The organism is Asticcacaulis endophyticus (assembly GCF_014652575.1).
Taxonomy (GTDB): domain Bacteria; phylum Pseudomonadota; class Alphaproteobacteria; order Caulobacterales; family Caulobacteraceae; genus Asticcacaulis; species Asticcacaulis endophyticus.
Window position 1 is genome coordinate 1,231,873 of the sequence record NZ_BMZB01000001.1, and the last position, 26,892, is coordinate 1,258,764.

At 58.0% G+C, this 26,892-nt stretch carries 16 protein-coding genes; 11 read left to right on the forward strand and 5 right to left on the reverse strand.

The genetic code is table 11. From position 1 onward, the window contains the following. Positions 1 to 88 precede the first annotated feature (88 nt). Positions 89 to 3,049: a TonB-dependent receptor domain-containing protein gene (locus IE102_RS05605; protein ID WP_189485434.1), complete on the forward strand. Its 2,961-nt coding sequence runs from the start codon at positions 89 to 91 to the stop codon at positions 3,047 to 3,049. Positions 3,050 to 3,208: 159 nt separating this feature from the next. Then, a complete protein-coding gene (locus tag IE102_RS05610) occupies positions 3,209 to 5,551 on the forward strand; it encodes a twin-arginine translocation signal domain-containing protein (RefSeq protein ID WP_189485435.1) in 2,343 nt (780 codons plus the stop codon). 34 nt (positions 5,552 to 5,585) lie between these two features. Here the strand turns inward: IE102_RS05610 and IE102_RS05615 are convergent, their stop codons facing one another. Further along, the gene (locus IE102_RS05615) at positions 5,586 to 7,364 is read right to left on the reverse strand and encodes a DUF885 domain-containing protein (RefSeq protein WP_229807574.1); all 1,779 of its coding nucleotides are present in this window, start codon (positions 7,362 to 7,364) and stop codon (positions 5,586 to 5,588) included. A gap of 95 nt (positions 7,365 to 7,459) precedes the next feature. Here IE102_RS05615 and IE102_RS05620 point away from each other — a divergent pair, with 95 nt between their 5' ends. The 3 genes from IE102_RS05620 to IE102_RS05630 all read left to right on the forward strand — a co-directional run bounded on the left by IE102_RS05620 (position 7,460) and on the right by IE102_RS05630 (position 13,581). Beyond that, positions 7,460 to 9,880 (forward strand): glycoside hydrolase family 127 protein, encoded by a 2,421-nt coding sequence (locus IE102_RS05620; RefSeq protein ID WP_189485436.1) that lies wholly within the window; start codon positions 7,460 to 7,462, stop codon positions 9,878 to 9,880. Positions 9,881 to 9,888: 8 nt separating this feature from the next. Then, positions 9,889 to 13,005 carry a glycoside hydrolase family 2 TIM barrel-domain containing protein gene (locus IE102_RS05625; RefSeq protein WP_229807575.1) on the forward strand — a complete coding sequence of 1,039 codons (3,117 nt, stop codon included), beginning with the start codon at positions 9,889 to 9,891 and terminating at the stop codon, positions 13,003 to 13,005. Positions 13,006 to 13,071: 66 nt separating this feature from the next. Beyond that, the gene (locus tag IE102_RS05630) at positions 13,072 to 13,581 is read left to right on the forward strand and encodes a DUF6438 domain-containing protein (protein ID WP_229807576.1); all 510 of its coding nucleotides are present in this window, start codon (positions 13,072 to 13,074) and stop codon (positions 13,579 to 13,581) included. A 59-nt stretch (positions 13,582 to 13,640) separates the two neighbouring features. Here IE102_RS05630 and IE102_RS05635 read toward each other — a convergent pair whose 3' ends face one another. Continuing rightward, a complete protein-coding gene (locus IE102_RS05635) occupies positions 13,641 to 14,741 on the reverse strand; it encodes an alpha/beta fold hydrolase (protein ID WP_189485439.1) in 1,101 nt (366 codons plus the stop codon). A gap of 121 nt (positions 14,742 to 14,862) precedes the next feature. Between IE102_RS05635 and IE102_RS05640 the strand changes: the two genes are divergently transcribed. The 3 genes from IE102_RS05640 to IE102_RS05650 all read left to right on the forward strand — a co-directional run bounded on the left by IE102_RS05640 (position 14,863) and on the right by IE102_RS05650 (position 20,597). Further along, positions 14,863 to 16,680 (forward strand): DUF885 domain-containing protein, encoded by a 1,818-nt coding sequence (locus IE102_RS05640; RefSeq protein WP_189485440.1) that lies wholly within the window; start codon positions 14,863 to 14,865, stop codon positions 16,678 to 16,680. A 14-nt stretch (positions 16,681 to 16,694) separates the two neighbouring features. After that, entirely contained in the window at positions 16,695 to 19,028 is a 2,334-nt protein-coding gene (locus IE102_RS05645) for a S9 family peptidase (protein ID WP_189485441.1), read from the forward strand. Between the two features lie 132 nt (positions 19,029 to 19,160). Further along, entirely contained in the window at positions 19,161 to 20,597 is a 1,437-nt protein-coding gene (locus IE102_RS05650) for a hypothetical protein (protein WP_189485442.1), read from the forward strand. Here IE102_RS05650 and IE102_RS05655 read toward each other — a convergent pair. Continuing rightward, entirely contained in the window at positions 20,594 to 22,393 is a 1,800-nt protein-coding gene (locus tag IE102_RS05655) for a monovalent cation:proton antiporter-2 (CPA2) family protein (protein ID WP_189485443.1), read from the reverse strand. The two genes, IE102_RS05650 and IE102_RS05655, sit on opposite strands and share 4 nt — an antisense overlap. Before the next feature lie 60 nt (positions 22,394 to 22,453). Then, positions 22,454 to 23,944, reverse strand: a complete 1,491-nt coding sequence (locus tag IE102_RS05660; protein WP_189485444.1) for a DNA-3-methyladenine glycosylase 2 family protein — start codon at positions 23,942 to 23,944, stop codon at positions 22,454 to 22,456. A 243-nt stretch (positions 23,945 to 24,187) separates the two neighbouring features. Between IE102_RS05660 and IE102_RS05665 the strand changes: the two genes are divergently transcribed. From IE102_RS05665 to alkB, 3 genes are read left to right on the forward strand one after another with little or no spacing between them, the layout of a single operon-like run. Then, complete coding sequence (locus tag IE102_RS05665) at positions 24,188 to 24,721, forward strand: methylated-DNA--[protein]-cysteine S-methyltransferase (protein WP_189485445.1); 534 nt, start codon at positions 24,188 to 24,190, stop codon at positions 24,719 to 24,721. After that, a complete protein-coding gene (locus tag IE102_RS05670; protein ID WP_189485446.1) occupies positions 24,708 to 25,433 on the forward strand; it encodes a 2OG-Fe(II) oxygenase in 726 nt (241 codons plus the stop codon). Before IE102_RS05665 ends, IE102_RS05670 begins: the two co-directional genes overlap by 14 nt. Beyond that, positions 25,434 to 26,078 carry a DNA oxidative demethylase AlkB gene (gene alkB / locus IE102_RS05675; protein WP_189485447.1) on the forward strand — a complete coding sequence of 215 codons (645 nt, stop codon included), beginning with the start codon at positions 25,434 to 25,436 and terminating at the stop codon, positions 26,076 to 26,078. Here the strand turns inward: alkB and IE102_RS05680 are convergent. Beyond that, positions 26,071 to 26,826 carry a helix-turn-helix transcriptional regulator gene (locus tag IE102_RS05680; protein WP_189485448.1) on the reverse strand — a complete coding sequence of 252 codons (756 nt, stop codon included), beginning with the start codon at positions 26,824 to 26,826 and terminating at the stop codon, positions 26,071 to 26,073. The two genes, alkB and IE102_RS05680, sit on opposite strands and share 8 nt — an antisense overlap. Positions 26,827 to 26,892 lie beyond the last annotated feature (66 nt).

Genomic DNA, 26,892 nt, shown 5'->3' on the forward strand with positions numbered 1-26,892 from the left:
GGTGGTTCTGTCACGATTGTGTCAGAAATATTGCACCCTCGCTTTGGGCGACGGGTAGCGTATCGCCTATCAGCATAAGGGGATTTTTATGCAAATCAGTAAGAAACGTGCCTTAATGTTAGCCGGAGCGGCCTTTTCGGCCCTGCTCACCGGCCTTTCGGCGGCTCCTGTGTTTGCGCAGGATGCCCCTGCGGAACCGGCCGCCGAAGAGGCAGTCCAGGAAGTGGTTGTCACGGGTACGCGTATCCGCCGCCCGAATCTCAAGAGCGCCTCACCGATCACCACGGTCGATGCTGCCGAAGTCAAGCTTCAGGGCGCCACCGGCGTTGACAGCTTCCTCGCTAAGCTGCCGCAGATCGAAGCCGGCAATAACGAAAACCAGTCGAATAACTCCGACGGCACTGCGGGCGTTAACCTGCGCAGCCTGGGTGGCAACCGTGCGCTGGTGCTGATCGACGGTCAGCGTTTCTTGCCAACCCTGGGTGTCGACCTGAACTTTGTGCCGTCAACTCTGGTGGAGCGCACGGACGTTCTGACCGGTGGTGCGTCATCGGTTTACGGCTCTGACGCCATGTCGGGTGTTGTCAACTTCATCATGCGCAAGAAGCTGAACGGCGTGCGCGTCGATGCGCAATACAGCATCTATAACCACCATAACGACAATGGCGGCCTGCGAACCATTCAGGGCAATAAAGGCATTGAACTGGCTGACAATCACGTTTGGGATGGTGAAAAGTACGACTTCAACATTGCGGCCGGTGGCAACGTAGACGACGGCAAGGGTAATATCACCGGCTACTTCGGCTACCGTAAGATGGAAGCTGTCCGGCAGGATTCCCGCGACTATTCTAACTGCGCCCTCGAATTCAACGACCCGGCTGGCGGCTCGTTCCGCTGCGGCGGGTCTGGCACACACGCTTACGGCTGGTTCTTACCGCAAAGCGGTCCAAGCAATGGCGTGCCGCTTGCCAACGCCAAAGACGGCTCAAAGACATGGGTCAGCAACGACTCGTCGTTTGCCTATAACTATGCGCCGGACAACTACATCCTGCGTAACTCCGAGCGTTATCAGGCCGGTGCATTCGCCAACTATATGTTCAATGATCATGCCGAAGTCTATGGCAGCTTCATGTTCATGGATGATCACTCGATAAGCCAAGTGGCCCCTTCGGCTATCTGGTCGGGCCGTGACTTCACCATTAACTGCGCCAACCCGTTCATGAGCGCTCAACAGGGTAACCTGCTGTGTGGTTCCAATTACGGAAATGCCGGTGTGGATATGACCACCTGGGCGTCCTACCGGGCCGCTACGGGCGAACCGCGCCGCAATGATATGCGTCACACCAACTACCGCTTCACGGCAGGCCTGCGTGGCGATATCGTCGAAGGCTGGAGATACGACGCCAACTACATGCATGCAACCACGATTGGTCAGTTCAACTATCAGAACGACATCAATCAGGACAAGGCTGAGCAGGCTCTGAACGCGGTGACGCGCAATGGTCAAACCGTCTGTTTTGATGAGTCGAATAACTGTAAACCTTTCGATATTTTCAGCGCCAATGGCCCATCGACCGAAGCCTATACCTTCGTTTATGCGCCGACCTTTACGCGCAATGAGCAGACCATCGATGTCTTCAACGCCTATGTCAGCGGTGATCTGGGCCAGTATGGCATCACCTCGCCTTGGGCAGCAGATGGTCTGGCGATCGTTCTGGGTGCTGAGCACCGTAAGGAATCGCTTGATGAACGCCGTGACGAAAGCCAGCTTTCCTACGCGTCTAACGCGGATGGTAAGGTGTCTGCCGATGAATGGTTCACCGAAATCGAAGTTCCGATCGTGTCGGATAAGCCTTTTATCCGCTCTTTGAACGCCTCTGTCGGCTATCGCAGCTCGACCTATAATGTTTCGTCGTCGACCTCGGAAGGCAGCGAAAAGAAGACTGAGACCTCTAAGTTCGAAGTCCGCTACGCCCCGACCAGCGATATCCTGTTCCGCGCCAGCTACAATAAGGCCATGCGCGCTGCGAATATCACCGAACTGTTCGCCTCTCAGGCGGTCGGCAACGTCGCTCTGATCGATCCATGTTCTGTTAGCCAGATTGGGGCCCTTGGCGCCAATGCCGCGACCCTGTGTGCCCGTACGGGAGCTACCCCGGCACAACTGGCCCTCGGCATCATCGATACACAGGCTGATGTCGGTACGGCACTGGGCGGCGGTAACCCTGACCTGAGCCCTGAAGAAGCCGAAACCACGACCTATGGTTTCGTCTTTACCCCAGGCTTCGTTCCGGGACTGGCACTGAGCGTGGACTATTATGAAATCCATATCGATGGCTATATCGGTTCGGTTCAGGCCCAAACAGCGGTTTCGCAGTGTCTGAACACGGGCGATGCCTTCTACTGTGGTTTGATCCGTCGTAACCCGAACAACGGCGCACTGTATGGCAGCGATACCAGCGGCGGCTATGTGATCTCGACCAACGTCAACACCGGTTATCTGGAAACCAAAGGCATCGACTTTTCGGGTAGCTACCTTTGGACGGCGGGCTTCGGCAACGTAAACTTCTCGTTCGTGGGCACGCTGCTTGACTCCCTCGAAACCGAAGTGCTGCCGGGTCTGGGTTCCTATGACTGTAAGGGTTACTACGGTGCCACCTGCGGTCAGCCGTCTCCGGAATGGCGTCACAATCTGCGCGCCACCTGGACCGTGCCGGGCGACAAGATCTGGGCCCCGACCACCGTGTCGATCAACTGGCGTCACTTTGGTGAGACCAAGCTGTCCACCAACAGCACAGATCAGTACCTGACCGGTACCAAGTCGACCCTCAATGCCGAGATTAAGCCGTACAACTACATTGATATCGCTGTGACCAAGGACCTGCCTTACGGTCTGGTGGCCCGCGCCGGTATCAACAACCTGTTCGACAAGGACCCGCCTTCGATCATGGGTGGTCTGCTGGCTGAAAACGGCAACGGCAACACCTTCCCAAGCACCTACGACCCATTGGGCCGTATGTTGTTCATCGGGATTTCGTCCAAGTTCTAATCTAATCCCCCCGAACGGGCGGGTAGCTTCGGCTACCTGCCCGTTTTACGTTTCAGTCCATCTTTGATGGGCCTGAAATCAAAGCGTCGGCATGCCAAAACGATTGAGGCACGTCCGGCGCTTTTTTATTTGCATCAGCATCAAATATCGGAGGCCGGTATGCCAAGCAGCTTTAATCGCCGCAGCTTTCTCAAAGGATCAACGCTGGCAGGGGTAGGCGTTGCCGCCGCAGCACCTGTCGCCATCGCAGCCCCTAAACTGTTGCCAGTCGATCAGGTATCGACGCAGGGGCAATCGCGCCTGTCGACCTTTACGTCGGACGGAACGCAATGGACGGTCTATGAGGATCAGAGCCGCCGCGACGGCCCGATCAGCTTTGTCTCAACGAAGGGCGCATTCGCCCTCGATAAACGTCTGGCGGCCTGTTTCGACGATATAAAGCCGTCCTATCTGGGGCTGGCGCTCAAGGATATCTGTCTGGCGGACGCTGATTTGCTGGCGGATAAGCTGCTGGAAAACGGTGATCCTGATCCGGAGCAGGTGCGTCGTGCCGCCCCGCCGCTGGGGTGGAACTACACGCGCGAATCCCTGTGGTGGCGGATGCCGTGGACCAATTTTGTCGGTACCCGTCAGCAGGGCGACACCATGCCGATCTTCCCCAACGGGCGCACGCGCGGCTACCGGCCGGAACATGATTTTCCGGAACTGGAGGGCGATGACGGGGTTAAAACCCGCTGGGAAGGGCTGCTCGGCGGTTGGCTGCCCGCGATCCATAAGATCATTCAGGTGTCCGACACCCGCTATTACGACCTGCTGGTGTTTGCCGATGTGACGGCCCCCGATGAACTGTTGGTGCAAACCTGGCACCGCACCGTACAGTACGATAACGGCAAGGCCGTCAAGACCAGTTTCGGATATTCCTACGCACCATTCCCGCCGCGCCGCACCGTGCCGAGCGCTGAAGATTTTTATGCGGCTCTGTTGGCCTTTGCCGGTTACTGGCAGAATGAGGTCAAGGATCAGGCGGCGGTGACCCTGCCGGATAAAGCCTTGGCCGACATGGTCAGCCATGCCTTTGCCAAGGAACTGATCACCCGTCCGCGCGGGGTCTATCCCAAATACGGCGTGGTTGACCGCGACTATTTCGGGCCGGAATATGATGGATTTCAGGACATTCTGACCTCATCGCTTTACGCCAATCTGGAGTGGGGTCGCTTCGATCAGGCCAAGGCCGTGCTGGAAAACTATTTTGATCAGTTTGTCTATGATGACGGCATGATCAATATGCGCGGGCCGGAAGTGGCCCAGTTTGGTCTGACCCTGAGCTTGCTGGCGCGCTATCTGCATTACACCGGTGATCTGGCGACCCTTAAAAAATATGCCGGTAAGATCAGCAATACCGCCGTCCTGTTGGCGGAAATGCATGATCTGAGCCTTAAGAAACCGGTGACTGATGCGGGCTTTGGCCTGATCGACGGCTGGAGCGAGTCCGATGCCTGTCTGCATCCGGACCCCAGCCTGTGGTGGAAGCCGTACTGGAACAATTCTTCGTTCACGATCCGGGGCTGGCGCGACCTTGCGCGCGTCTGGCCGCTGATCAGCCCGGATCAGGCGGGGCAGGCCGCAGGCTGGAACCGCCGCGCCGATCAGTTGCAGGCCCAGTTGGTCAAGTCAGTGCGCGCCAATGTCCGTCATGACCTGAAACCGGCCTATCTGGGTGTTTTGCCGGGCCTCAAGCAGACCCACCGTGAGGCCCTGGCCGAAGCGCGCGCTAAGAAACAACGTACGGAGCAAGGCTGGGCCCACCGCGTCTATGCTGAGTTGCTGCACGCCGATGTGCTGCCGGATGATCTGGCCGACATAGTCATCGATGCGGTGCGTGGTCATGGCGGCACCTCGATCGGTGTGCTGGCCAATTTCTCGCCGGCCAATGAAACTAATCGCGACCAGTTGGGCTTTATCTCCTATGGTTATGCCCAGCAATTGTTGCGATCAGATCGTATCGAGGAATATCTGCTGTTCCTGCATTCGCACCGCTATCATTCTCATACGCCGGGCACCTGGGTGGCCGGTGAGGTGTCGGACATTGACGGTGGCCTGCCGCTCTATTGCGTACCGGCACAACTGACGATCCCCAAGCTGGTGCGCTGGGCGCTGGTATTCGAAGCCTCCGATGCCGACACGCTTTATCTGGGACGGGCGATCGCGCGTGACTGGATCGCATCGGGAGAACCTGTGGCCATAACGGGCGCGCCGACCCGCTGGGGTGCGGTTGATTTCAGCGTACAGGGGCAGGGGGCATCGATCCGCGGTCAGGTGGCGTTTGCCGGTCAGTCGCGACCAAAAGAGGTTCATCTGCGGTTGCGGGTGCCCAAGGGTAAGACGCTGCGGCGGGTGCTGATTAACGGCAAATCCGCCCGTATCGTCGGCCGACAAAAGGATACCGTGGTGTTCTCACCAGCGGGTGTTGCGGCGTTTACTATTGAGGCGGTGTTAGCCTAAAATAAAAAGAAGAGGGGCTTTTCGGCCCCTCTTTTCATTTGTCATCGCTGTACGGACTTTGGCCGCCGCTCGCGATAAACTGATCTGTGCGCGTCTCGATCACCGGCAAAGGTACCGAACCCAGATCGAGCATGGCGTCGTGGAAATTGCGGATGTCGAACCTGTCGCCCAATGCGGCTTCGGCCCGGCGGCGGGCCTTCCAGATCGCCAGTTCGCCCATATAGTAGCTGAGCGCCTGACCCGGCGTGTTGATGTAGCGGTCAGTCTCGGTGGTGATTTCATGCTCACTGAGTGCCGTGTTATCGCGCAGGAACGCCAGCGCCTGATCACGGGTCCAGCCCTTGGCATGCATGCCGGTATCGACCACCAGTCGGCAGGCGCGCCACATCTGATAGGTCAGCATGCCGAAATGTTCATAAGGGGTGTGATACATGCCCATCTCGACCCCCAGCCGTTCGGCATACAGCGCCCAGCCTTCGCCGTAAGCCGAAATATAACCGTTCTGACGAAACTCCGGCAGGGTTTTGTTTTCCAGCGCAAACGGCATCTGCATGGCGTGGCCCGGTGCCCCTTCGTGCAACACCAGTGCGGGCAGGGTATAGAGCGGACGCGATTTAAGATTATAGGTGTTGAGGATCAGAACCCCCGGCCCGCCATTGCCGCCGGTATTGAACGGCGCGATGGCTTCCGGCGTCGGGATAACGGCAAAGCGCTGACGCGGCAGACGACCGAACCAGGTGGCGGATTTGCCGTCAAATTCTTTTGAAATCCACGCGCCGCGATCAAGGAATTGCTGCGGTGTATTGACATAGAACTGCGGGTCGGTGCGCAGGAAATCGTTGAATTCCTGTAGCGTGCCGGAGAACTTGACCTGCTTCATGACCTCAAGCATTTCGGCCCTGATCTTGGCCACTTCGTCGAGGCCGATCTGATGAATCTGGTCAGGCGTCATATCCAGCGTGACATACTCACGGATCAGGGCCTGATAATAGCTTTTACCGTCGGGCAGGTCATAGGCCGCAATCGTGGTGCGCGCCTTGGGCATATATTCGCTGCGCAAGAAAACCAGCAGTTTTTTATGCGCGGGGATAACCTTATCGGTGATGGCCTGTAGTCCCAGACGGCGTAATTCAGCCTGTGTCTGCGCGGGGATCGAGGCGGGCAGGGTTTTGAACGGCGCATAGAAATTGGTATCCTCTACCGCCTTACCATCATAAGGGATGGCTACCGACGAGTCGCGCCCCTGAATGGAAATGCGCGAGGGCGTAAAGCCGCGTTTCAATCCCGCACTGAGATTATCCGTGCTCTGATCAAAGAAGCGCGGCACGTCGTTCAGCCAGGCGATATAGCGCCGATACTCAGCTTCGGTGCGCAGGTTTTTGGGGGTGCCCCAGCTCAGGCCGTTCCAGAAGCCGAAGTTCATCTCAAAATTGCGAAAATTCTGATCTGTCAGTTGGGTGTCGATCTGATGGCGGTAGACGATATAGTTGATCTGTTGTTCGCCAGACAGTGTCTTCGGATCGATGCGGTCAAGGGCGGCCTTAACCTCAAGCCACTTTTTCAGTTTGGCGCTCTGCGCAGCCTTTGAGACGTCGGGCAGGCGGTCCGGCGTTTCGTCGCCTTCGCGCGGGCCAAGGCTTTGCCGCCATGTCCATTCCGCCTCATAGATGGCGGTGAATGCTGCATCGGGAGATGCAGCGGCTGCCGCGCTTTCGGCAGCCGCAACCGTGGCCATCGTGCCTGAAAACAAACTGGTGGTCAGGTATAGGCTCATCAGCAGTGGGCGCACCGGTGTCGGGGGAACTAACGGCATCTTTAGACTTGCCTCATGAAATATTACAGCTATGTTGAAATTGTATACGGTATAATTAATCCTGTGCAACATCCTTTGTCCGTGAGAGGCTTGCCATGACCCAATCCCCCCTTAATCTGTCACGTCGGTCATTACTGAGCAGTGCCGCGTTTGGCGCTATGGCGGCGACGGTGCCGGGACTTGTGCACGCGAATTCTGGCGCGGTCTTGCCCGCCAAAGCCGCGTCGTTGCCGCTGAAGGATGTGCGCCTGTTGCCGTCGCCGTTCCTTAATGCGATTGAGGTCAATCAGCGTTACCTGATGGCGCTGGAGCCTGATCGCCTGCTGCACAATTATCATAAGTTCGCAGGGCTGCCGGTTAAGGGCGAGATCTATGGCGGCTGGGAATCGGACACCATCGCAGGGGAAGCTCTGGGCCATTACTTAAGTGCGTTGTCACTGATGTACGCTCAGACCGGCCACGCTGAATGTGTGACGCGTATCATCTATATCATCGACGAACTGGCCAAATGTCAGGCCGCTCACGGTGACGGTTATGTCGCCGGTTTTATGCGCAAACGCAAAGACGGCACGGTCGTGGATGGCAAAGAAATCTTCCCTGAAATCATGGCGGGTGATATCCGGTCCATGGGCTTTGATCTCAACGGCTGCTGGGTGCCATTTTATAACTGGCACAAGCTCTATGCCGGTCTGATGGACGCCCAAACCTATACCGGCAACGATAAGGGCATTGCGATCCTGATTGGCCTGTCGGGCTATATCGAAAAGGTGTTTGCGCCGCTGAGTGAGGCGCAAATCCAGACTGTGCTCGACTGCGAATTTGGCGGCATCAATGAAAGCTTTGCCGAGCTTTACAGCCGCACCCAAGACCCGCGCTGGCTAAAGATGGCGCAAGTCACGTTTTACCACAAAAAGGTCATGGCGCCGCTGACCGAAGGCCGTGATGAACTGGCCAATCTGCATGCCAATACGCAGGTGCCGAAGCTGATCGGTCTGGCGCGTTTGCATGAAATCACCGGTGAGCTGGGCTATGCGAAAGCGTCCGGCTATTTCTGGGAGCGGGTGGTCAAGCACCATTCCTATGTCATCGGCGGCAATGCTGACCGCGAGCATTTTTTCGAGCCGGATAATGCCGCCGGTCACATCACCGAGCAGACCTGCGAAAGCTGCAATACCTACAATATGCTCAAGCTGACCCGGCACCTTTATAGCTGGTCACCGGACGGGGCGTGGTTTGACTATTATGAGCGCGCCCATCTCAATCACATGCTGGCCCATCAGCATCCTGAGACCGGCATGTTCACCTATATGATGCCGCTAATGTCAGGGACGGCGCGGCGGTATTCGACTCCGTTTGAAACCTTCACCTGCTGTCTGCTGTCGGGCACCGAGACCCATTCCAAGCACGGCGAGTCGATCTATTGGCAGCAGGACGATACCCTGTTCGTCAATCTCTATATCCCGTCGACGGCGGCATGGACGGCGCAAAAGGCCGATTTTGAACTGACCACCCAGTACCCGTATGAAGGTCAGGTGGCGCTGAAGCTTAAGCGCCTTAATGGTACGCGCACCTTTACCGTCGCGATGCGTATCCCCGGCTGGGCCAGGTCTCATACGGTGCTGGTGAACGGCAAACCGGCTCTGGCGACGACACAAAAAGGCTATGCCCTGATCCGCCGGAAATGGCGGGCGGGCGATGTGGTGACGCTGGATCTGCCGCTGGAACTGCGCCTGGAAACCCCGCCAGGTACGGATAAGGTCGTGTCGATCCTGCGCGGACCGATGGTGCTGGCCGCCGATCTGGGCGAAGCCGGGCCGCCGACTCGCGGCGAAGTCTGGGAAGGTACTCCGCCGGTGCTGGTCGGGGCCGATATTCTGGCGGGGCTTAAACCTGTGGCCGGTGAAAACGCCATCTACCGCACGCAAGGTCTGGGCCGGCCGGGCGATGTCACGCTTAAGCCGTTTTATGCCCAGTATGAGCGCCGCATCGCCGTCTATTTCAACCGCTATACCGATGCCGAATGGGTGGTGGCGCAAGCTGAGGTCAAGGCCGAGCAGGCCCGTCTGAAGGCGCTGGCCGAGCGGTCTATGGATGTCATGTATCTGGGTGAGATGCAGCCGGAGCGGGATCATAATCTGACGACCGGCGGGGCGTCCTATCCGGTGACCTATCGGGGTCGTAAGGGCCGTGATGCCCGCACCGATGGCTTCTTTGAGTTCGACATGGCCGTCACCAAAGACGGTAAGGAGGCCGGGCCTTTGACCTTGCAAGCCACTTACTGGGGCTCAGAGGTCAATAAGAGTTTCTATATCAGCATTGAGGGTGTGCGGATCGCCCATCAGCTCTTGACCGGCACAAAACCGGGTGAGTTCTTCGATATCGACTATGGCGTACCGATTGAGCTGACGCGCGGCAAGTCAAAGGTGCGTATCCGCTTTGAGCCCGCGGCCATGAGCCGGTGCGGCCCGGTATTCGGGGTGCGTATGTTTACAGCAGATAAGGGTGATAAGGCATGAGTTCGGTAATGTGGCGTTCGCTCCTTTTGGCTACGGTCATGTCTTTGCCGGTAGCAGCTTTGGCCGCGCCCGATGTATCTGGCCGTGCCGAGTGGGAGCAGCCGGAAGTGGTCGCCGTTAATCGCCTGCCCATGAAAGCGACCTTCTTCAATTATGAAACGGTCGATAAGGCGGTGGCGGGCGATATGGCGGCTTCTGCCAACTATCTGTCGCTGGATGGCACCTGGAAGTTTGTCTTTTCAAAGACGCCGGAAACCCGTCCGGTCGATTTCTATAAGCCCGACTATGACGTCTCCGGCTGGGGCACGGCGCAGGTGCCGGGCATACTTCAGGCGCAGGGTTACGGTACGCCGATCTTTAGCGCGGCTGGGTATCCGTTCGGGGCCAATGAGCCGTTCGTCAAGCATGAGGTCAATGAGGTCGGCTCCTATCGCCGTGATTTTGACCTGCCCGCGGGCTGGGATGGCCGCGATGTCATTCTGCATATCGGGGCGGCGGGGGCGGCCTATTACATCTTCGTCAATGGTGAAAAGGTCGGCTATTCCGAAGACTCCAAACTGCCGTCGGAGTTTGATCTGACGAAGTATGTCAAGGCCGGCAAAAACACCATTTCGATTGAGCTTTATCGCTATGCTGACGGGTCTTACCTTGAGGATCAGGATTTCTGGCGCCTGTCGGGGTTTGAGCGCAGCGTCTATCTCTATGCCGAGCCCAAAACGCGCTTGGCCGATTACACCGTCAAGGGCCTGCTCGATAAGACCTATACGGACGGGGTATTTAGCCTTGAGGCTGAACTGGGCGGCACCAAGGGATCGGGGACGATCACGGCAACCGTTTACGACGGCGATGTCGCGGTTTTGAAAACCTCCGGTCGTGCCACGACAGCGGCGGCGGCGAAGCTGTCCGGCACCCTCAAAAACGTCAAGGCGTGGTCAGCGGAGGCGCCGAACCTATACCGCATGGTCATTGAATATCGTGACGGCAAGGGCAAGCTGATCTCGGCAACCTCAAAGAAAATCGGCTTTCGCACCGTTGAAATGCGCAACGGCGAAGTTCAGGTCAACGGCAAGCGTGTGATGATCAAGGGCGTCAATCGCCATGAGCATGACCCGCACACCTTCCGCGTGTTGTCGCCGGAGACGACGCGCAAGGACATGGAACTGATGAAGCAGGCCCACGTCAATGCCCTGCGCCTGTCGCACTATCCGAACGATCCGCACGTCTATGATCTGGCCGATGAATACGGCCTCTATGTCATGGATGAGGCCAATGTTGAGAGCCATACCTATATGGCCATGATCCGCGACATCGATCAGCGTTATAAGGCGCAACTGGGCTATAAGCCGCACTGGTACGCGGCCCATCTTGACCGCGTTTCGCGCATGGTTGAGCGCGATAAGAACGTCACCTCGGTCATCTTCTGGTCGCTGGGCAACGAAGCCGGTATCGGGCCTGCGTTTGAAAAATCGGCTAAGTGGATTCGCGATAATGATAAGACACGCCTGATCAATTTCTTGGGCCACGGCACGATCGGGGAAGAGCATCGTCCGAACGATTATGTCGATATCTATGCGCCCATGTATGACGACATCGAAAAGATGGCCGACTATGCTCAGGATGATCGCTATAGCCAGCCGATGATCCAGTGCGAATATGCGCACGCTATGGGCAACTCGCTCGGTAATCTTGAGGAATACTGGGAAACCATCCGCGCTCACAAAAAGCTGCAGGGCGGTTTTATCTGGGACTGGGTTGATCAGTCGATGATCCGCACAAACGATGCGGGCAAAGAATATTGGGCGCAGGGCTTTGATTATGCCGATGGCTCATGGGAAGATACGGCGACCATCGGGGACGGCGTCATTCAGGCCGACCGCACCCCTGATCCGGAATATTTTGAGCTGCAAAAAGTCTATTCGCCGGTGGTGTTTGAGGGCGACCCCCAATCCGGTAAGGTCACGGGGGTCAATCGCAACGACCTGATTGATCTTAGCGGCTATGACTTCGGCTGGAAGCTGGAACGCGATGGCATCACCGTCAAAACGGGGACGCTTAGTGGCGTCAATGCCCCGGCGGCAGGCCGATCAGACATTGCGCTTGATCTGGGTGCTGTCAGCTATGATCCGTCGACGGAATATGTACTTACGCTTTATGCCGTGGCTAAAGACGACCGTATGCCCGGCCTGCCCAAAGGCTCATCGATGGGCTGGACGCAGTTTGTGATGCAGGCCGCAAAGCCTTCACCGGTAACGCCTACGGGTTCGGTGAAGGTTGCAAGATCTGCGGCTCAGGTTGAACTGTCCGCGGGGCCTACGCGTCTGACGCTCGATGCCAAAACCGGTGAGATCAAATCCTATGCGGTCGGCGGTGAGACCTTGCTTAGCGGTGGTACGCCCTATTTCTGGCGCGGCCTGACCGACAATGATGACGGCACCGGCGTGGCCACCAGCCACGCGATCTGGAAGAGTTTGAGCGAAAAGCGCACGTTGGAAACTTTTGATGTTTCCAGTGATGGCGATGTCCGGGTCGGCTGGCGCGTCGGGGCGGGGTCGGTGAAATTCACCACCACCTACAGGCTCTATGGCGATGGTAGGCTGGAGGTTAAGGCCGACTATGTGCCGGTGCGTGATGATCTGCCCGATCCGCTGCGGGTTGGGATGAAGTTCACCAGCAATCCAAAACTGGCTAACATCGAATGGTACGGTCGCGGGCCGCAGGAAAGCTACTGGGATCGCAAGACCGGCGCGGCCATCGGCCTCTATGCGGGCAAGGTCGCGGATCAGTATCACGACTATATCCGCCCGCAGGAGAGCGGCAACAAGACCGATGTGCGCTGGATAGCCCTTAAAACCGATGCCGGTGCGGGGCTTAAGGTGACTGGTCATCAGCCCTTATCGGCCAATGCCCTGGCCTTTCCGGTTGAGGATCTGTATCTGCAACCGGTGGGCAAGCGCCATAGTTCCGATATTACGCCCCACGGCAACGGCACGCTGATGATCGATGCCGTGCAAACGGGTGTAGGTGGCGATACTGGCTGGAACTGGGTCGGGCGGCCGCTGATGAAATACCGCATCCCGCATGCGCCCCTGACCTATAGCTTTACCATCTCGCCTGTTGATAAATAAGGGCAGGTCACACCGGCGACACATTGCGGCCTGATGCTGTGTTCCATAGGTTTCATGAGGTCTGTGATGATTAAGCTAATGGCGGTTATGGGTGTGGCGGCGCTGGTTTTGGGTGGGTGCGCGGCCATGCCGATGGGCGGTGCAACTCCCGATGCCACCGAGACCTTGTCCGTGTCGGTCGGGCCTTGCTTTGGGTTCTGCCCGGTCTATAAGGTGTCGGTGACGCCGCAGGGTTTGGTCAGCTATGACGGCGAGCGCCACACAGCGGTTTTAGGGACCCGCACCCTTGATAAAGGGCCGCGCGGTTATCGCGCCGTCAGTCAAAAGCTGTCGGCGTTCAAACCAACCCGCGGACAAACGGCGGATACCCAGTGCGAGCAGCGCATCAGCGATCAGCAGCATTACCGCATCGCCTGGACCGCCACCGATGGCACTGAAACCGTGCTTCAGCATGACAAGGGCTGCCGCTCACCCGCCAATGACCAGCTTAACAAGGTTCTGGAAAGCCTGCCACAAACTCTGGGCATTAGTGACTGGGCCAAGCAGGAAACCCGGCCCGGCGTTTCGCGCGGGTAAGCACTTTCCAAAAGTGTGAAGCGGTTTTTGGACTCAAAAGTGCGATAAAATAAGCCTGATTATTTCTGCGTCTTTTTCAGCAGGGCGGTCAGGTCATCCTTCCAGAACTTCGCCCAGGTGTGGGTGCCGTGGCCGCGCGTGTCTGGTGACGACGGGATCAGGCGATAGGTCACGCTGCTCAGGCGCGGCAGGGCTTTTTCCGGTATGCCCAACTCTGGCGGATTGATGAAGTCATCGCCGGAATTGATCCAAACGGTCGGTGCGGTGATTTTTTCCAGGTTAGGCCACGGATTATAGGTGCGTGAGGCGTCGAACTGATAAATGAAATCATTGGCATCACGCGACGCAATATCCTTTTCAATCCGTTCACGGATATTGACCTCAGCCTGTGCGCGGGTCGGGAACTGGGCCTGAAGATATTCAGGCGCGCTGCCCGCCATGACCGACAGGGCCGCCGCGGTGCGCAGGCCCTGAACCGGCTGGGTTGTGTAGTTGCCGCCTTGCCAGACCGGATCAGCACGGATGGCATCCATAGCAGCGACGCGCCACATGCGGTTACGGCCGGCGATCTCAACCGGCTGACACGCCATGGGCATGAGGGCGTCGGCAAAATCAGGGTGCGCCTCCGCCCACACAAAAATATGCATGCAGCCCATCGACGTGCCGAAAATCAGCCGCAGATGGTCGATCTTAAGCGCGCTTTTCAGCATCTGGCGCTGGGCTTCGACCATGTCGTCATAATCATATTTCGGGAACGCCATGCGCAGCCCATCGCTGGGTTTAGACGACGCGCCATGACCGATATTGTCAGGCAGGATGATGAAATAGCGAGTGATATCGAGCGGCTGACCGGGGCCGTAAAGCTCATCTGCAAACTGCGGCACCAGAAACTGCGCGCCTGAGCCACCGGTGCCGTGCAGGATCATAACCGCATTATCGACCTGACCCTTGGCATCATAGTGCGGCGTGCCCAACGTGCGATAATTCATCTTCAATTCGCTTAAGGTTTCGCCGGACTTAAAGCGAAAATCCTTCAGGGTCACGCTGGCCTGTTTGGCGGCACTGGCATCAAACGCCATGACGGGACTGGATGCCAAAACCGCTCCGATAAGAGCGGTAGCCAGATGTACTTTAAAGGATTTCAACCTCAGTTTGGTCATGACGGGCTCCGGTAAGCGGTTGCGCGATAAAAGACGCGTGAACGGGCGGGCTAAGTGTTGACACCAAAGTATATCGTATACAACATACAATTCGGTGATGTTCAAACAGGTGGCAGGGATTATGGCGCGATCAGCAGTTTCACTTTTTCTGGGTTTGGTGTGCGCGGTCTCTCCGCTGGCCCTATCTAAGGCCGTTTTGGCTCAGCCCGCTTTGGCGCAGATAGCAAGCCCGCCAGTCGCCCAAGCGGGGCAAACCGCCGATCAGCGCCTGAAAGCGCTTTATGAAGCCGAGTGGACCTGGCGTCAGGCGGAGTATGGCCGCTCGGGGCCGGGCCGGGGCTCCAGTTCGGATAAACTGCCCAGCGTCACGCCACAAACCTATGCCCGCCGTCTGGCCTATTGGGATAAGGTGCTGGCCGAACTCAAAGAGCTGCCGGTGGCGCAGTTATCCCATGATGAAAAGATCAATTACGACGTGTTTCTGGCGTCGGTATCGGCCGAAGCCAATCAGATCCGCTTCAAAACCTATGAAGCACCGTTCAATTCCGACAGCTTTTTCTGGACCGGCATGAACCCGCGCACGCCGTACCGCACGGCGGAGGACTATCGCAAATACTTAAGCCGCATGAAGGACATCCCGCGCTATTTCGATGAGAACACCGTCAATATGAAGGCGGGCCTCAAGCGTGGCTGGACCGTGCCCTATGTTTCGACCATCGGCCGCGAAAAGACGATGGAAGCCTACACCAAGGCTGACACGACCAATCCGTTTTATGAAGCCTTTGCCCAAATGCCGGACACCATTCCCGCCGCAGAGGCTGCCGCGTTGAAGGCCGAAGCGCAAACCGTCATCCTTGATGTGGTCGCCCCGGCCTACGTCAAATTGCATACCTTCTTCACCAAGGAATATCAGCCCAAGGCGCGGCGCGATATCGCTGCCTATAGCCTGCCGGACGGCAAGGCGTTTTACAAAGCGCGGATGCAGGAGTTCATTACCCTCGACCTGACACCCGATGAGGTCCACCAGATCGGCCTGAAAGAAGTCGCCCGTATCCGCGCCGACATGGAACAGACCATGAAGGATTCAGGCTTTACCGGCACCTTCCCTGAGTTTCTGGTGTTCATGCGCACTGATCCGCAGTTCTATGCCAAGACCCCGCGTGAACTGTTGTCCTACTCGGCCTATGTCTCCAAAAAAGCCGACGGAAAACTAAAGGATTTCTTCAACGTCCTGCCGCGCTATCGCCATGCCATTTTGCCGGTGCCGGATGCGGTCGCACCCATCTATACGTCGGGTCGTGGCGGCCTTGATAGCTGCCTGATGAACACTTACGACCTGCCGTCGCGCCCGCTTTACAACCTTGCGGCCCTGACCCTGCATGAGTGTACACCGGGCCACAGCTATCAGGCGGCCGCCGCCTTAGAAGCCCCGCCACGGCCTGATTTTAGGCGCGGCACAGGCTTTTCAGGCTATGGCGAAGGCTGGGGGCTCTATACCGAATGGCTGGGCACCAAGATGGGCATTTACGAAACCCCCTATGAGGAGTTTGGCCGTCAGACTTTTGAGATGTGGCGCGCCGTGCGTCTGGTGATCGACACCGGTATGCACACCAAGGGCTGGACCCGTCAGCAGGCGATGGACTATCTGACCGAAAATACCGCTCTGGCGCCGCTTGATATTAAGAACGAGATTGACCGCTATATCGCCTGGCCGGCGCAGGCTTTGGCCTATAAGCTGGGCGAGCTTAAGATGCGTGAGATGCGCAGCTTAGCGGAGGCTGAGCTGGGGGCGGAGTTTGATCAGCGCACCTTCCACGACACAATTCTGAATATGGGCTCAGTGCCGCTAACCACCTTTGAGTCGGAAATGAAAGCCTATATCGCCGCTGAAAAAGTACGTGTGCAAAATAACGCCACGACGACACCTGTGGCCAACTGATGTCTGGAATGTCCATGAAAAAATACCTCAGCGCGGTGGCTGTGGCTGCCCTAACACTCGCCTTCACAGCATCGGTCATGGCGGCGGCCCCGACCGTTAGCGATTATGAACGCTCGATCGGCCTGCGTGAAGCGTGGGTCGGGTTTGCGCAAAATATCGCAGAGCCCGGTCACTGGATCGACGGGACGCACAAGTACGTCTATCGCCGCACCGTGCCGGGCGGATTTGAATTTGTGATGCTGGATGCCGATACCCAAACCAAGGCTCCGGCCTTTGACCATGACAGGCTGGCGGCGGCCTACACTAAGGCCATGGGGAAAACCTATACCGGCTTAAAGCTGCCGTTCACTGAGAACTTCACCACCATGCAGATGACCGATGCGCAGACGGTGAGCGCGCGTCTCAACGAGGTGACATGGATATGCACGCTGTCGGATTATGTGTGCGCGCCGCAAGTCGATAAGCGTCAGCCGCGTGGTTTTGGGGTTGTACGTGATCTGAAGGTGCCCGCCGATAATACCCCCAAACCGTCGCCGGATGGTAAGTGGCTGGCGTTCGTTCAGGGCTATAATATCGCCGTAAAACCCGCAAGCGGTGGGGCGGTTACCGTCCTGTCGACCGACGGTTCCGAGGGCAATTTCTATGATCCGGAATCGATCGTCTGGGCACCGGATTCGGGTAAGCTGGCGGCCTATCGCGTCACCCCCGGCTATCGCCGCGAAGTCACCCGCGTGATTTCCTCTCCGCCCGATCAGGTTCAGCCCAAGGTCGATGTCCAGCTTTACCCCAAACCCGGTGATGCCATCGATATCGACCGGCCTGTCCTGTTCGATGTGGCTGCCAAGCGCCAGATCAATGTGCCGTTTGAGCTGTTCGCCAATCCGATTCAGATGGGCGACCTGAAGTGGCGCAAGGACAGTGCTGGCGTGCGCTTTGAGTTCGATCAGCGCGGCCATCAGGTTTACCGCCTGATTGAGATCGAGGCCGCGTCAGGTAAGCCGCGCGTGGTCGCCGAAGACACCAGCAAAACCTTCATCAACAGCTACAGCCGCAGTTTGGCGCTGGATGTCGGCGGCGAGGGCAAAGAAGTCATCTGGATGTCAGAACGCGATGGCTGGAACCATCTTTATCTCTATGACGCCAAAACCGGTAAGGTCAAAAACCAGATCACCAAAGGCGAGTTCGTCGTGCGTCAGGTCATCAAGGTCGATGAAAAAACACGCCAGATATGGTTTGCCGCTAATGGCATGCGCAAAGGCGAAGACCCGTATTTTCAGCACTATTACCGCATTGATTTCGATGGCCGCAACCTGACGCCCATCACCAAAACCGACGCCTTTCACGATGTCGCGTTCTCTTCGGACATGCAGTTCTATGTCGATACCTATTCGCGCGTCGATTTGCCCAATGTCGCCAAGCTGCATAAGGCCGATGGGACTGAGGTGGCGCAGCTTGAAACGCCCGATATTGCGCGGTTGCTGGCGGCCGGTTTCAAGCCGCCGGAAGTCTTCACCGCCAAAGGGCGTGACGGCACAACCGACATCTGGGGCGTGATCGTCCGGCCTCAGAACTTTGATCCCGCTAAAAAATACCCGGTCATTGAAAACATCTATGCCGGGCCGCATTCATCGTTTGTCCCTAAGACCTTCTGGCCGTTCGGCCCGCACTCCAGCGGCGATAAGGTCGTGGGGATGCAGGCCCTGGCCGACATGGGTTTTATCGTCGTGCAGATTGACGGCATGGGCACGCTCAATCGCTCCAAGGCGTTTCATGATGCGGCGTGGAAAGATATTGGCGATACCGGTTTTCCTGACCGCATCGCCTGGCATAAGGCCGCGGCTGCGAAATATAGTTATTACGACATCAGCCGTGTTGGCATCTATGGCGGCTCGGCTGGCGGGCAGAACTCATTGAGTGCGCTGGTGTTCCAGCCTGATTTTTACAAGGTCGCGGTCGCCTATGCAGGCTGCTTCGACAATCGCATGGACAAGATCGGCTGGAACGAAGCCTGGATGGGTTGGCCGATTGACGACAGCTATTCGCGCTCATCCGGCGTTGATAATGCCAAAAACATGACCGGCAATATCCTGCTGGTCACAGGTGAGCTTGATATGAATGTCGATCCGGCCTCAACGATGCAGGTCGCCAATGCTCTGATCAAAGCGCGCAAAGATTTCGATCTGCTGATCGTGCCGAACGATGGTCATGGAGCGCTCAGAACCACAGGCGATGTGTCCTATGGCCTGCGCCGCCAGTACGATTTCTTCATCCGCCACCTTCAGGGCGAGGTCACGCCTGACTGGAACGCCCTGCCTCAAACCGCCGCCAAACCGGCATTGGGAAAATAGGTTAAGTCGGGCTTCCCTGTATTGCTTGTGACGAGTGCGGATTATTTTCGCTTGATTTTGATCTAATTTGCGCGTTAATTTGTCCTATAATTAACGGCGATATCGCTCAAAAAGGCAACAGGGATTCAGGAGATGATCAGGAAAGCTATGCGCCATATGGCGCTGGCGGTAACGCTTTGTGCCGCCGTTATGGCCGCTTCGACCGCACACGCGCAAACCAGCGCCCGTCAACAGGAACGCGAGCGTCAGGCCGCTCTGATACGCGAACGCGATGCCGCCGAGGCGCTTAAGGTGACTGCCCGCCTGATCGAACAGCACCAGATGCCGTGTGAAATCACCGAGGCGGGTACCTTGCCCGCCGTCGAGATCGTGCAGGACGGTAAATCCGTGGCGGCGGATGTCTATGAGGTGGTCTGTAAGGATCAGCGCGGTTATGTGCTGCTGAGCGCGAAATCAAAACTGGTCGGCGACCCTATGGGCTGCCTGCAGGCCGCAGAACTGGCTAAGGCGTCGCCCGGCAGTCCGGTCTGTAAGCTTAAGGCCAACCGCGCGGCCCATTACTGGCTGACCGATACGGCCAAGTCCAAAATCCCCAACTGTCAGATTGCCGGGGCGCGTTTCATCAGCCACAGCCCCGCCACCAATACCGAAGTTTATGAGATCAGTTGTAAGGGCGTCTCCGGCGGCATTTTTACCGTCCCGACCCATAAGGCTGCCGATAAAACCGTCGGCTATATGAACTGCCTCAAAACCGCTGATACGGCGCTCAAATGTGAACTGACGACGCTGGAACTGGCGGCCCAGACTCTGAACCCTCTGGTCAAAAAGAACGCACCCGACTGCACGGTGACCAATGCCCGCTTTGTCGGCGCCACCAGGGATGCCGAATATTATGAAATCGGCTGTCAGGGGAAGGCCGGTTTTGTCATGGTGACCGACCTTGACGCCGGTTTCAAGGCGACGGTCGGCTGCGATAAGGCGGCCACGATTGGCGGCTGCAAATTCACCGATACGGCGGCTCTGGCGGCGGCCGGTAAGGCGAAAGCCGATGAAGCCAAGGCCAAATATCAGACGGCCTATACGCAGGCGCTGAGCCAAAATAACGTCGCCTGCACCTTCACTGATTTTCGTCGCATCGGGCGTGACAGCGCCACCAATCGCGATGTGGCTGAGTTCAAATGCCCGGAGGCCGTCTATGGCCTGATGGCCTTCATTCCCGATGCGGGCAAGGCGGAAAAGTTTGAGAATTTTGACTGCTATGTGGCGACCGTCAATAAGCTCGACTGCACGCTTACGACCCCCGATGACCTCAAGGCCCATCTGCAAACCCTGTCGGTTGGTCACAAATCGATCAAGCCCGACTGCGTGATCGGTGAGGCCCGCTATGCCTTTGAAAACGCCGGGCAGGTGGTGATGGAAATCGCCTGCATCAACACCCGTGGCTATATCGCCGTGCTGAACAAGGCGCGCACCGCTCTTAATCCCGCCGTGCCCTGCCACATCGCGGCCACCAATCCTGGGGTTCCGGAAAAGTGCTCGATCAAGGGCAATGGCACTAAACAGGATTAATTCGGGGTTGCAGCTATAATTCCGACCTCGGCCTCCGCTTTACGGCGGCGGCTGAGGTAGTCGGCCCCGCCGTAGAAGATGCGCTTACCGGCATCAAGCCCGCCGGTCAGCTCAATTTCAAAGCGTACCTCGTCGCGCTCCCGCACGGTGCGCTCCATTTCAGATATGGCCTCGTCATCTTCGCCAAGGGTTTCCAGCGCTTTTGCGCCCAGAACCAGCGCCGACTCAAAGGTATCGCGAATCTGGTAATCGACACCAGCGGCGACCAGCTTGAGCGCCTGATAGCGGTCAAAGGCGCGGGTCAGGACGGGGATCAGCGGGAACTCCGCCTTGATAAGCTCGACAATCTTTAGGGTTTCATCAGGCTTATCGACGCAGACCAGTATGGCCTGGGCATGATGGGCACCCGCAGCATGCAGAATATCGAGGCGGGCCCCGTCACCATAATAGACCTTAAAGCCATATTCACCCGCCCTGCGGATCATTTCGACATCATTATCGATGGTCGAGACCTTATAGCCCGCGGCCATGACCATCTGGCTGGCGACCTGTCCGACGCGACCAAAGCCGATAATCAGGACATGGCCTTCGTTGTCCTGTGGCGCGTCCAGACCTTCAGTGTCTTCGATGGCCTTGGGCATGATATATTTCAGGCTGATGATGGTAAGTGGCGTCAGCACCATCGACAGGATAACGATAGCGGTCAGTATGGCGTTTTGCTCACCCGTAATGATCCCGGCAGACGTCGCCGCCGCATAGAGCACAAAGGCAAATTCCCCGCCCTGCGCCATGAAGACCGCGCGTTCCAAGGCGTGACCGTGGTTGGATTTCATAAGGCGCGCCACCGCATAGATGGCCCCTGCCTTCACGATCATGTAGGCCGCGACATAAAAGGCAATCATCTGCCAGTTGGCGGCGACGATATTGAGATCAAGCGACATGCCGACCGCCAGAAAAAACAGCCCCAGCAAAATGCCTCTGAACGGCTCGATATCGGCCTCTAGCTGATGGCGGAAATGCGATTCCGACAAAAGCACACCGGCCAGAAACGCGCCCATGGCCATGGACAGCCCGCCAAGCTGCATCACATAGGCTGACCCCAGCACGACCAGCAGAGCCGCCGCCGTCATCACTTCACGCGCCTGAGCGTTGGCGAGCAGGGCAAACATCGGATTGAGCAGATAACGCCCCGCCACAAACAGACCGATCAGGCACCCAAGCCCGATCCCGATCGCCACCCAGTCTATGCCGCCCGCATGGCCCGGCACGACCGGCGCCAGAAAGGTCACGAGGATCAACAACGGTACAATGGCGAGGTCTTCGAGCAAAAGGATAGAGACCATCTTCTGGCCCGCCGGTTCATTGATGGTTTTGCGCTCCTGCAACAACTGCATGACGATGGCGGTTGAGGTCAGCACAAAGCCTGCCCCGGCCACAAAGGAGGCGGCGACCGGAAAGCCGGTGGCCATGCCCACGCCGGTTAGCAAAAGCGCACACAGGCCAACCTGAGCCACGCCCAGACCAAATATCTCGCCCCTCAGCGCCCACAATCTGGCGGGCCGCATCTCAAGCCCGATGATGAACAGGAACATCACTACGCCCAGTTCCGCGACATGCAGGGCCGTGGCCGGTTCTGAAATGATTTTGAAGCCAAACGGGCCGATCAGGATACCCGCCGCCAGATAGCCCAGCACCGAGCCGAGCCCCAGCCGTTTAAACAATGGCACGGCAATGACGCCTGCGCCCAACAGGGCCACGACCGGCAGCAGATCAACGCCGTGGGCGGCTTCGGACATGTAAAACTCCCTGAAAATTCACGGAAGTATCAGACGGGAAACCGCCACATCTGCCAAGCCTTAATTTGCTATGTCTGACTTGAATTGTGGGCGATTCCAGATGTGCATGACCGCATAGGCCCGCCACGGCCGCCAGTTTTGCGAAGCCGCTTCCGCCTGTTTCGGCGTCAGGCGTTTAGGCAGATCGCGGCTGAGGTTATTGAGCACAGCGATGTCTTCCTTTGGGAAGGCGTCCGGCCATCTCAGGGCGCGCATGGCGATATAATGGGCGGTCCATGGGCCAATGCCGGGGATAGTGGTGAGGTGCGTCACGACCTTTTCTGGCCTGAAACCGGCCTCAAGGCTTAACGCGCCAGAGGCAACAGCCTGTGCTACAGCAATCATGCTTTTGGCGCGACTGCTGATAATGCCTAAGCGGGCAATGTCATCGACCGTGGCGGCAGCGATCTGTTCCGGGCGCGGACTAAGGCGCGTCAGGCCCTCGATAGGGGTGGCAACCGGCGCGCCAAAGGCTTCGGCAAAGCGGCACGACAGGGTTGTGGCGGCTTTTACGGTCACCTGCTGGCCCAGAATGGCGCGCATCGTCATTTCAAAACCATCGAAGGCACCCGGCACGCGTTGGCCGGGATTGGCCTCGACCCACGGTTTGAGCAGGGGGGCTTCGGATAGTCGGGCATTGATCACATCGGGGCGGGCCTGAAGGTCGAATAGGTTTTTTAGCCGCCCCAGAAGGGCGGGCAGCACCGGCAAAAGGGCGGGCGCGATATCGACCATAAGGGCATTTTTGTGCGCAGCATTTTGCACCCGCACCCAGCCGGTGTGGCCGCCCAGTTCAATCGTGCGGGCGTAAAAATCCTCGCCGACAACATCGACGCCGGTCATGACGCGGCCCTTCAGAAAGGCCAGTATGCCGTCCCAGTCATAGGGCGGGCGATAGCTCAGTTGCAGCGATAGGCTATCTGAATCCGCAGAACTGGCCGAATCCGCAGATCCGGCGGTTTTTCGCAAGGCCGAAGGGGTCAGGGCATAGTGTTTCTGAAACGCGTCATTGAACCGGCGCAGGCTGGAAAATCCGCTGGCAAAGGCAATCTCGGTCACCGGCAACCGGGTTTCGGTCAGCAACTGCTTGGCCAGCAGCAGTCGCCGCGTCTGGATCAGTTCTATGGGGGACACCCCCAGCTCCGCCTGCACAATGCGCCGGATCTGACGGGCGCTCAGGTCGAACTGATCGGCGATGTCCTCAAGTCCGCTGTCGCCCGCGATCACCCCTTCTTCGAGGCGGTGGGCAATCAGGCTGGCGATGCGACCAGAATCATCGATGGGGGCCAGACCGGGTGCCAGCTCCGGCCGGCAACGCAGACAGGGGCGGAACGCGGCTTTTTCAGCGGCTTCGGCGCTGTCAAAAAAGCGGCAATTATCGGGCTTCGGCTTTTTGGCGGGGCATATCGGACGGCAGTAGATGCCGGTCGAGGTCACGCCCATGAAGAACACGCCGTCAAAGCGCACGTCGCGGGCAAGGGAGGCGTTATAATAGGTGTCTTCGCGGGTCATGGGGAAAAGACTAGCATGTTTTTGAGCGCGTACCGGCCATTTTCGGACATTATATTTACGCTCAAGCGCCGCGAGGCTCGTCGCAGGGGCGGCGGCGGGCAGTCGCCCTTGCCAACTTAAAGATTGGCTTGGAGGTATAACTCACACAATGGAGAACGTAAATATAATGTCCGAAAATGGCCGGTGTTAGAATTCATTATTCGCCATAATCGACCTCTGATATAATCCTGCCCGGAGGCGCTTATGCCCAAAAGTTCACCACCTGCCGAAACCATCCATTACGCCACGGGCCCGTCGAGTCTGGGGGCTGTGCTGGTTGCCCAAAGCACAGCCGGTCTGTGCAGCCTGATGATCGATGACGATCCGAAAGCCTTAAGGGATCAACTGGCCCTCAGATTTCCCAATGCGGAACTGATCGAAGACGTATCCGGGCTTAAAGCCGTTCTGGCGCAAGCCATCGCCCTGATTGATGCGCCCGATGCGGCTTATGACGGTCCGCTTGATCTGCGCGGCACGGCGTTTCAGCAAAGCGTGTGGCAGGCCCTGATGACGGTGCCGGCAGGTGAGACCCTGACCTATTCCGAATTGGCGGAGCGTGTTGGCAATCCAAAGGCCGTGCGCGCGGTAGCTGCCGCCTGTGGTGCCAACCGTATCGCGGTCGTCATTCCCTGTCACCGCATTATCGGGCGAAACGGATCGCTCACCGGCTATCGCTGGGGGGTTAAGCGCAAACAATCCCTGCTGCAACGTGAGGAGAGAGGTCATGGACACGCTTGATCTTTGCATAATGCGCGACAATCCGCGTCTGGCCGATACACCGCGTCTGATGCGGGAACTGGACGCGCAGGGCTGGGGCCTGCTGCCGGGCCTGATCAGTGCCGAAGATTGCGCTGATCTCAAAAACCTGTGGGCGGCCGATCCGGCGTTTCGCAGCCACATCCATATGGCACGCCACGGCTTCGGCAAGGGCGAGTACAAATACTTCACCTATCCCCTGCCGCCGCTGATCTCGACCCTGCGTCATGAGCTTTATGAGATGCTGGCCCCGGTCGCCAATCGCTGGAATGCCTATATGGATATCGCCACGCGCTATCCATTGCGGCTTGATGAGTTTCTGGCGCGCTGCCATGACGCAGGGCAGGGGCGGCCGACGCCGTTGCTGCTGCGCTATCATGACGGTGATTATAACTGCCTGCATCAGGATCTGTACGGGGAGCATGTCTTTCCGTTGCAGGTGGTTGTGCTGTTGTCGGAGCCGGATGAGGATTTCACCGGCGGGGAACTGGTGCTCACTGAGCAAAGACCGCGCATGCAGTCGCGGGCCGAGGTTGTGCCGCTGCATCGGGGCGACGGGGCGGTCATAGCCGTCCATCACCGTCCGGTCAGGGGGGCGCGCGGCCCTTACCGCGTCACCATGCGCCACGGCGTCAGCCCGATACGGTCGGGGGAGCGCTTTGCCGCCGGTATTATTTTCCACGATGCGGCCTGAATGGCAGACACACTTGATTTGTTTGGGCAGAGCGGCCCCGAAGCCTTAAGCGATGGCGCGGTGCTCATGCGCGGATTTGCCGTTTCGGAGACCGATGCGCTGATCACCGGCATTGAAAGCGTGGCTACACAGGCGCCGTTTCGCCGCCTGATGACGCCGGGGGGCAAGCCGATGTCGGCAGCCATGACCAATTGCGGGGCTGCGGGCTGGGTGTCGGATCGGCGCGGCTATCGCTATGAGGCCTGCGATCCGCAGACCGGCAGGCCGTGGCCTGAGATGTCGGACGGGTTTCGTGACCTGGCGGTTGAGGCGGCACGTCTGGCCGGGTTTGAGGATTTCACACCGGACGCCTGCCTGATCAATCTCTATGAGCCGGGGGCGCGCATGTCCCTGCATCAGGACCGCGATGAAACCGATCTCAGCCAGCCTATTGTGTCGGTGTCGCTGGGCCTTGAAGCGGTCTTTCTGTGGGGCGGCATGGCGCGGACTGATCCGACGCAAAAGATCATCTTGCGGCATGGCGATGTGGTGGTGTTCGGTGGGGCGTCTCGGCTCAGGTTTCATGGCATCGCCCCGCTGAAACCCGGTCGCTGTCCGGGCATCGGCGCGCGACGGTACAACCTGACCTTTCGGCGGGCTATTTAAGAATACCGGCCCCGACGCCGTAAATAGCGGCGGCCACCCGGTCGGTGACATTCAGCTTGGCATAGATCCGGCGCATGTGAGTATCGATGGTGTGGGTCGAGACCTCAAGGATGTTGGCGATGACGCTGTTGGACTTTCCCCGCGCCACCCAACTGAGGATTTCGACCTCACGCGGCGACAGGTCGGCCTGCTTTGACTGGCTTTGCAGGATGATGTCGCAGTAGCGTAAGTGCGCCCCCTGAAAGATGATCTGCAATTCCTGCCGTAAAACTGCAGGGATAGCCATTTTGATTTCAGGCAGTCCGACCGAACACAGAGCGCGCCGCCCCATCGGCCCATAAAGTGGAAACGCCAGACCGTCACCCACATTATAAGCCAGATAATTCGTCACATACTTACGGATTTCCGGTGATGTCGTGGTATCGCGCAGGTCTTCGTTCATAATCTCAGACCAGCAGAATGGGGTTATGGCGGTGCGCGCATACTCCATAACCGGCGAGATACTGATGTAATCATTTTCTATGAAGTGCGCGACCCAGTCCTGGGCAAAGCCTTCGGAGGCAATCAGGGGCTTTTCCTGATCAAGCGCGCCCAGCGGGGGAATATGCATGTAGGTCAGGCTGGTGAAGCCCTTGTGGGCGCGAAACCGGTTGAGTAACGCCCATATGTCATCGAAGTTTTCGGCACGGTGAATCCGGTCCAGATAGTCCTGAAGACCCGGTTCATCACTCTTTGTTGCCCGGCCCATGACTCCCGCCCCATGTTTCGGTCACGCGCTATCGGGATTCGATTGGCGTCGAACCCTGTCTAGCCC

Bases quoted from the DNA above. Each gene is read 5' to 3' on its own strand.
- IE102_RS05620 (WP_189485436.1), top strand. From the start codon at position 7,460: ATGACCCAATCCCCCCTTAATCTGTCACGTCGGTCATTACTGAGCAGT.
- IE102_RS05670 (WP_189485446.1), top strand. From the start codon at position 24,708: ATGGACACGCTTGATCTTTGCATAATGCGCGACAATCCGCGTCTGGCC.
- IE102_RS05615 (WP_229807574.1), bottom strand. From the start codon at position 7,364: ATGCCGTTAGTTCCCCCGACACCGGTGCGCCCACTGCTGATGAGCCTA.
- alkB (WP_189485447.1), top strand. From the start codon at position 25,434: ATGGCAGACACACTTGATTTGTTTGGGCAGAGCGGCCCCGAAGCCTTA.
- IE102_RS05635 (WP_189485439.1), bottom strand. From the start codon at position 14,741: ATGACCAAACTGAGGTTGAAATCCTTTAAAGTACATCTGGCTACCGCT.
- IE102_RS05610 (WP_189485435.1), top strand. From the start codon at position 3,209: ATGCCAAGCAGCTTTAATCGCCGCAGCTTTCTCAAAGGATCAACGCTG.
- IE102_RS05605 (WP_189485434.1), top strand. From the start codon at position 89: ATGCAAATCAGTAAGAAACGTGCCTTAATGTTAGCCGGAGCGGCCTTT.
- IE102_RS05625 (WP_229807575.1), top strand. From the start codon at position 9,889: ATGTGGCGTTCGCTCCTTTTGGCTACGGTCATGTCTTTGCCGGTAGCA.
- IE102_RS05650 (WP_189485442.1), top strand. From the start codon at position 19,161: ATGATCAGGAAAGCTATGCGCCATATGGCGCTGGCGGTAACGCTTTGT.
- IE102_RS05660 (WP_189485444.1), bottom strand. From the start codon at position 23,944: ATGACCCGCGAAGACACCTATTATAACGCCTCCCTTGCCCGCGACGTG.
- IE102_RS05655 (WP_189485443.1), bottom strand. From the start codon at position 22,393: ATGTCCGAAGCCGCCCACGGCGTTGATCTGCTGCCGGTCGTGGCCCTG.
- IE102_RS05640 (WP_189485440.1), top strand. From the start codon at position 14,863: ATGGCGCGATCAGCAGTTTCACTTTTTCTGGGTTTGGTGTGCGCGGTC.
- IE102_RS05630 (WP_229807576.1), top strand. From the start codon at position 13,072: ATGATTAAGCTAATGGCGGTTATGGGTGTGGCGGCGCTGGTTTTGGGT.
- IE102_RS05665 (WP_189485445.1), top strand. From the start codon at position 24,188: ATGCCCAAAAGTTCACCACCTGCCGAAACCATCCATTACGCCACGGGC.
- IE102_RS05645 (WP_189485441.1), top strand. From the start codon at position 16,695: ATGAAAAAATACCTCAGCGCGGTGGCTGTGGCTGCCCTAACACTCGCC.
- IE102_RS05680 (WP_189485448.1), bottom strand. From the start codon at position 26,826: ATGGGCCGGGCAACAAAGAGTGATGAACCGGGTCTTCAGGACTATCTG.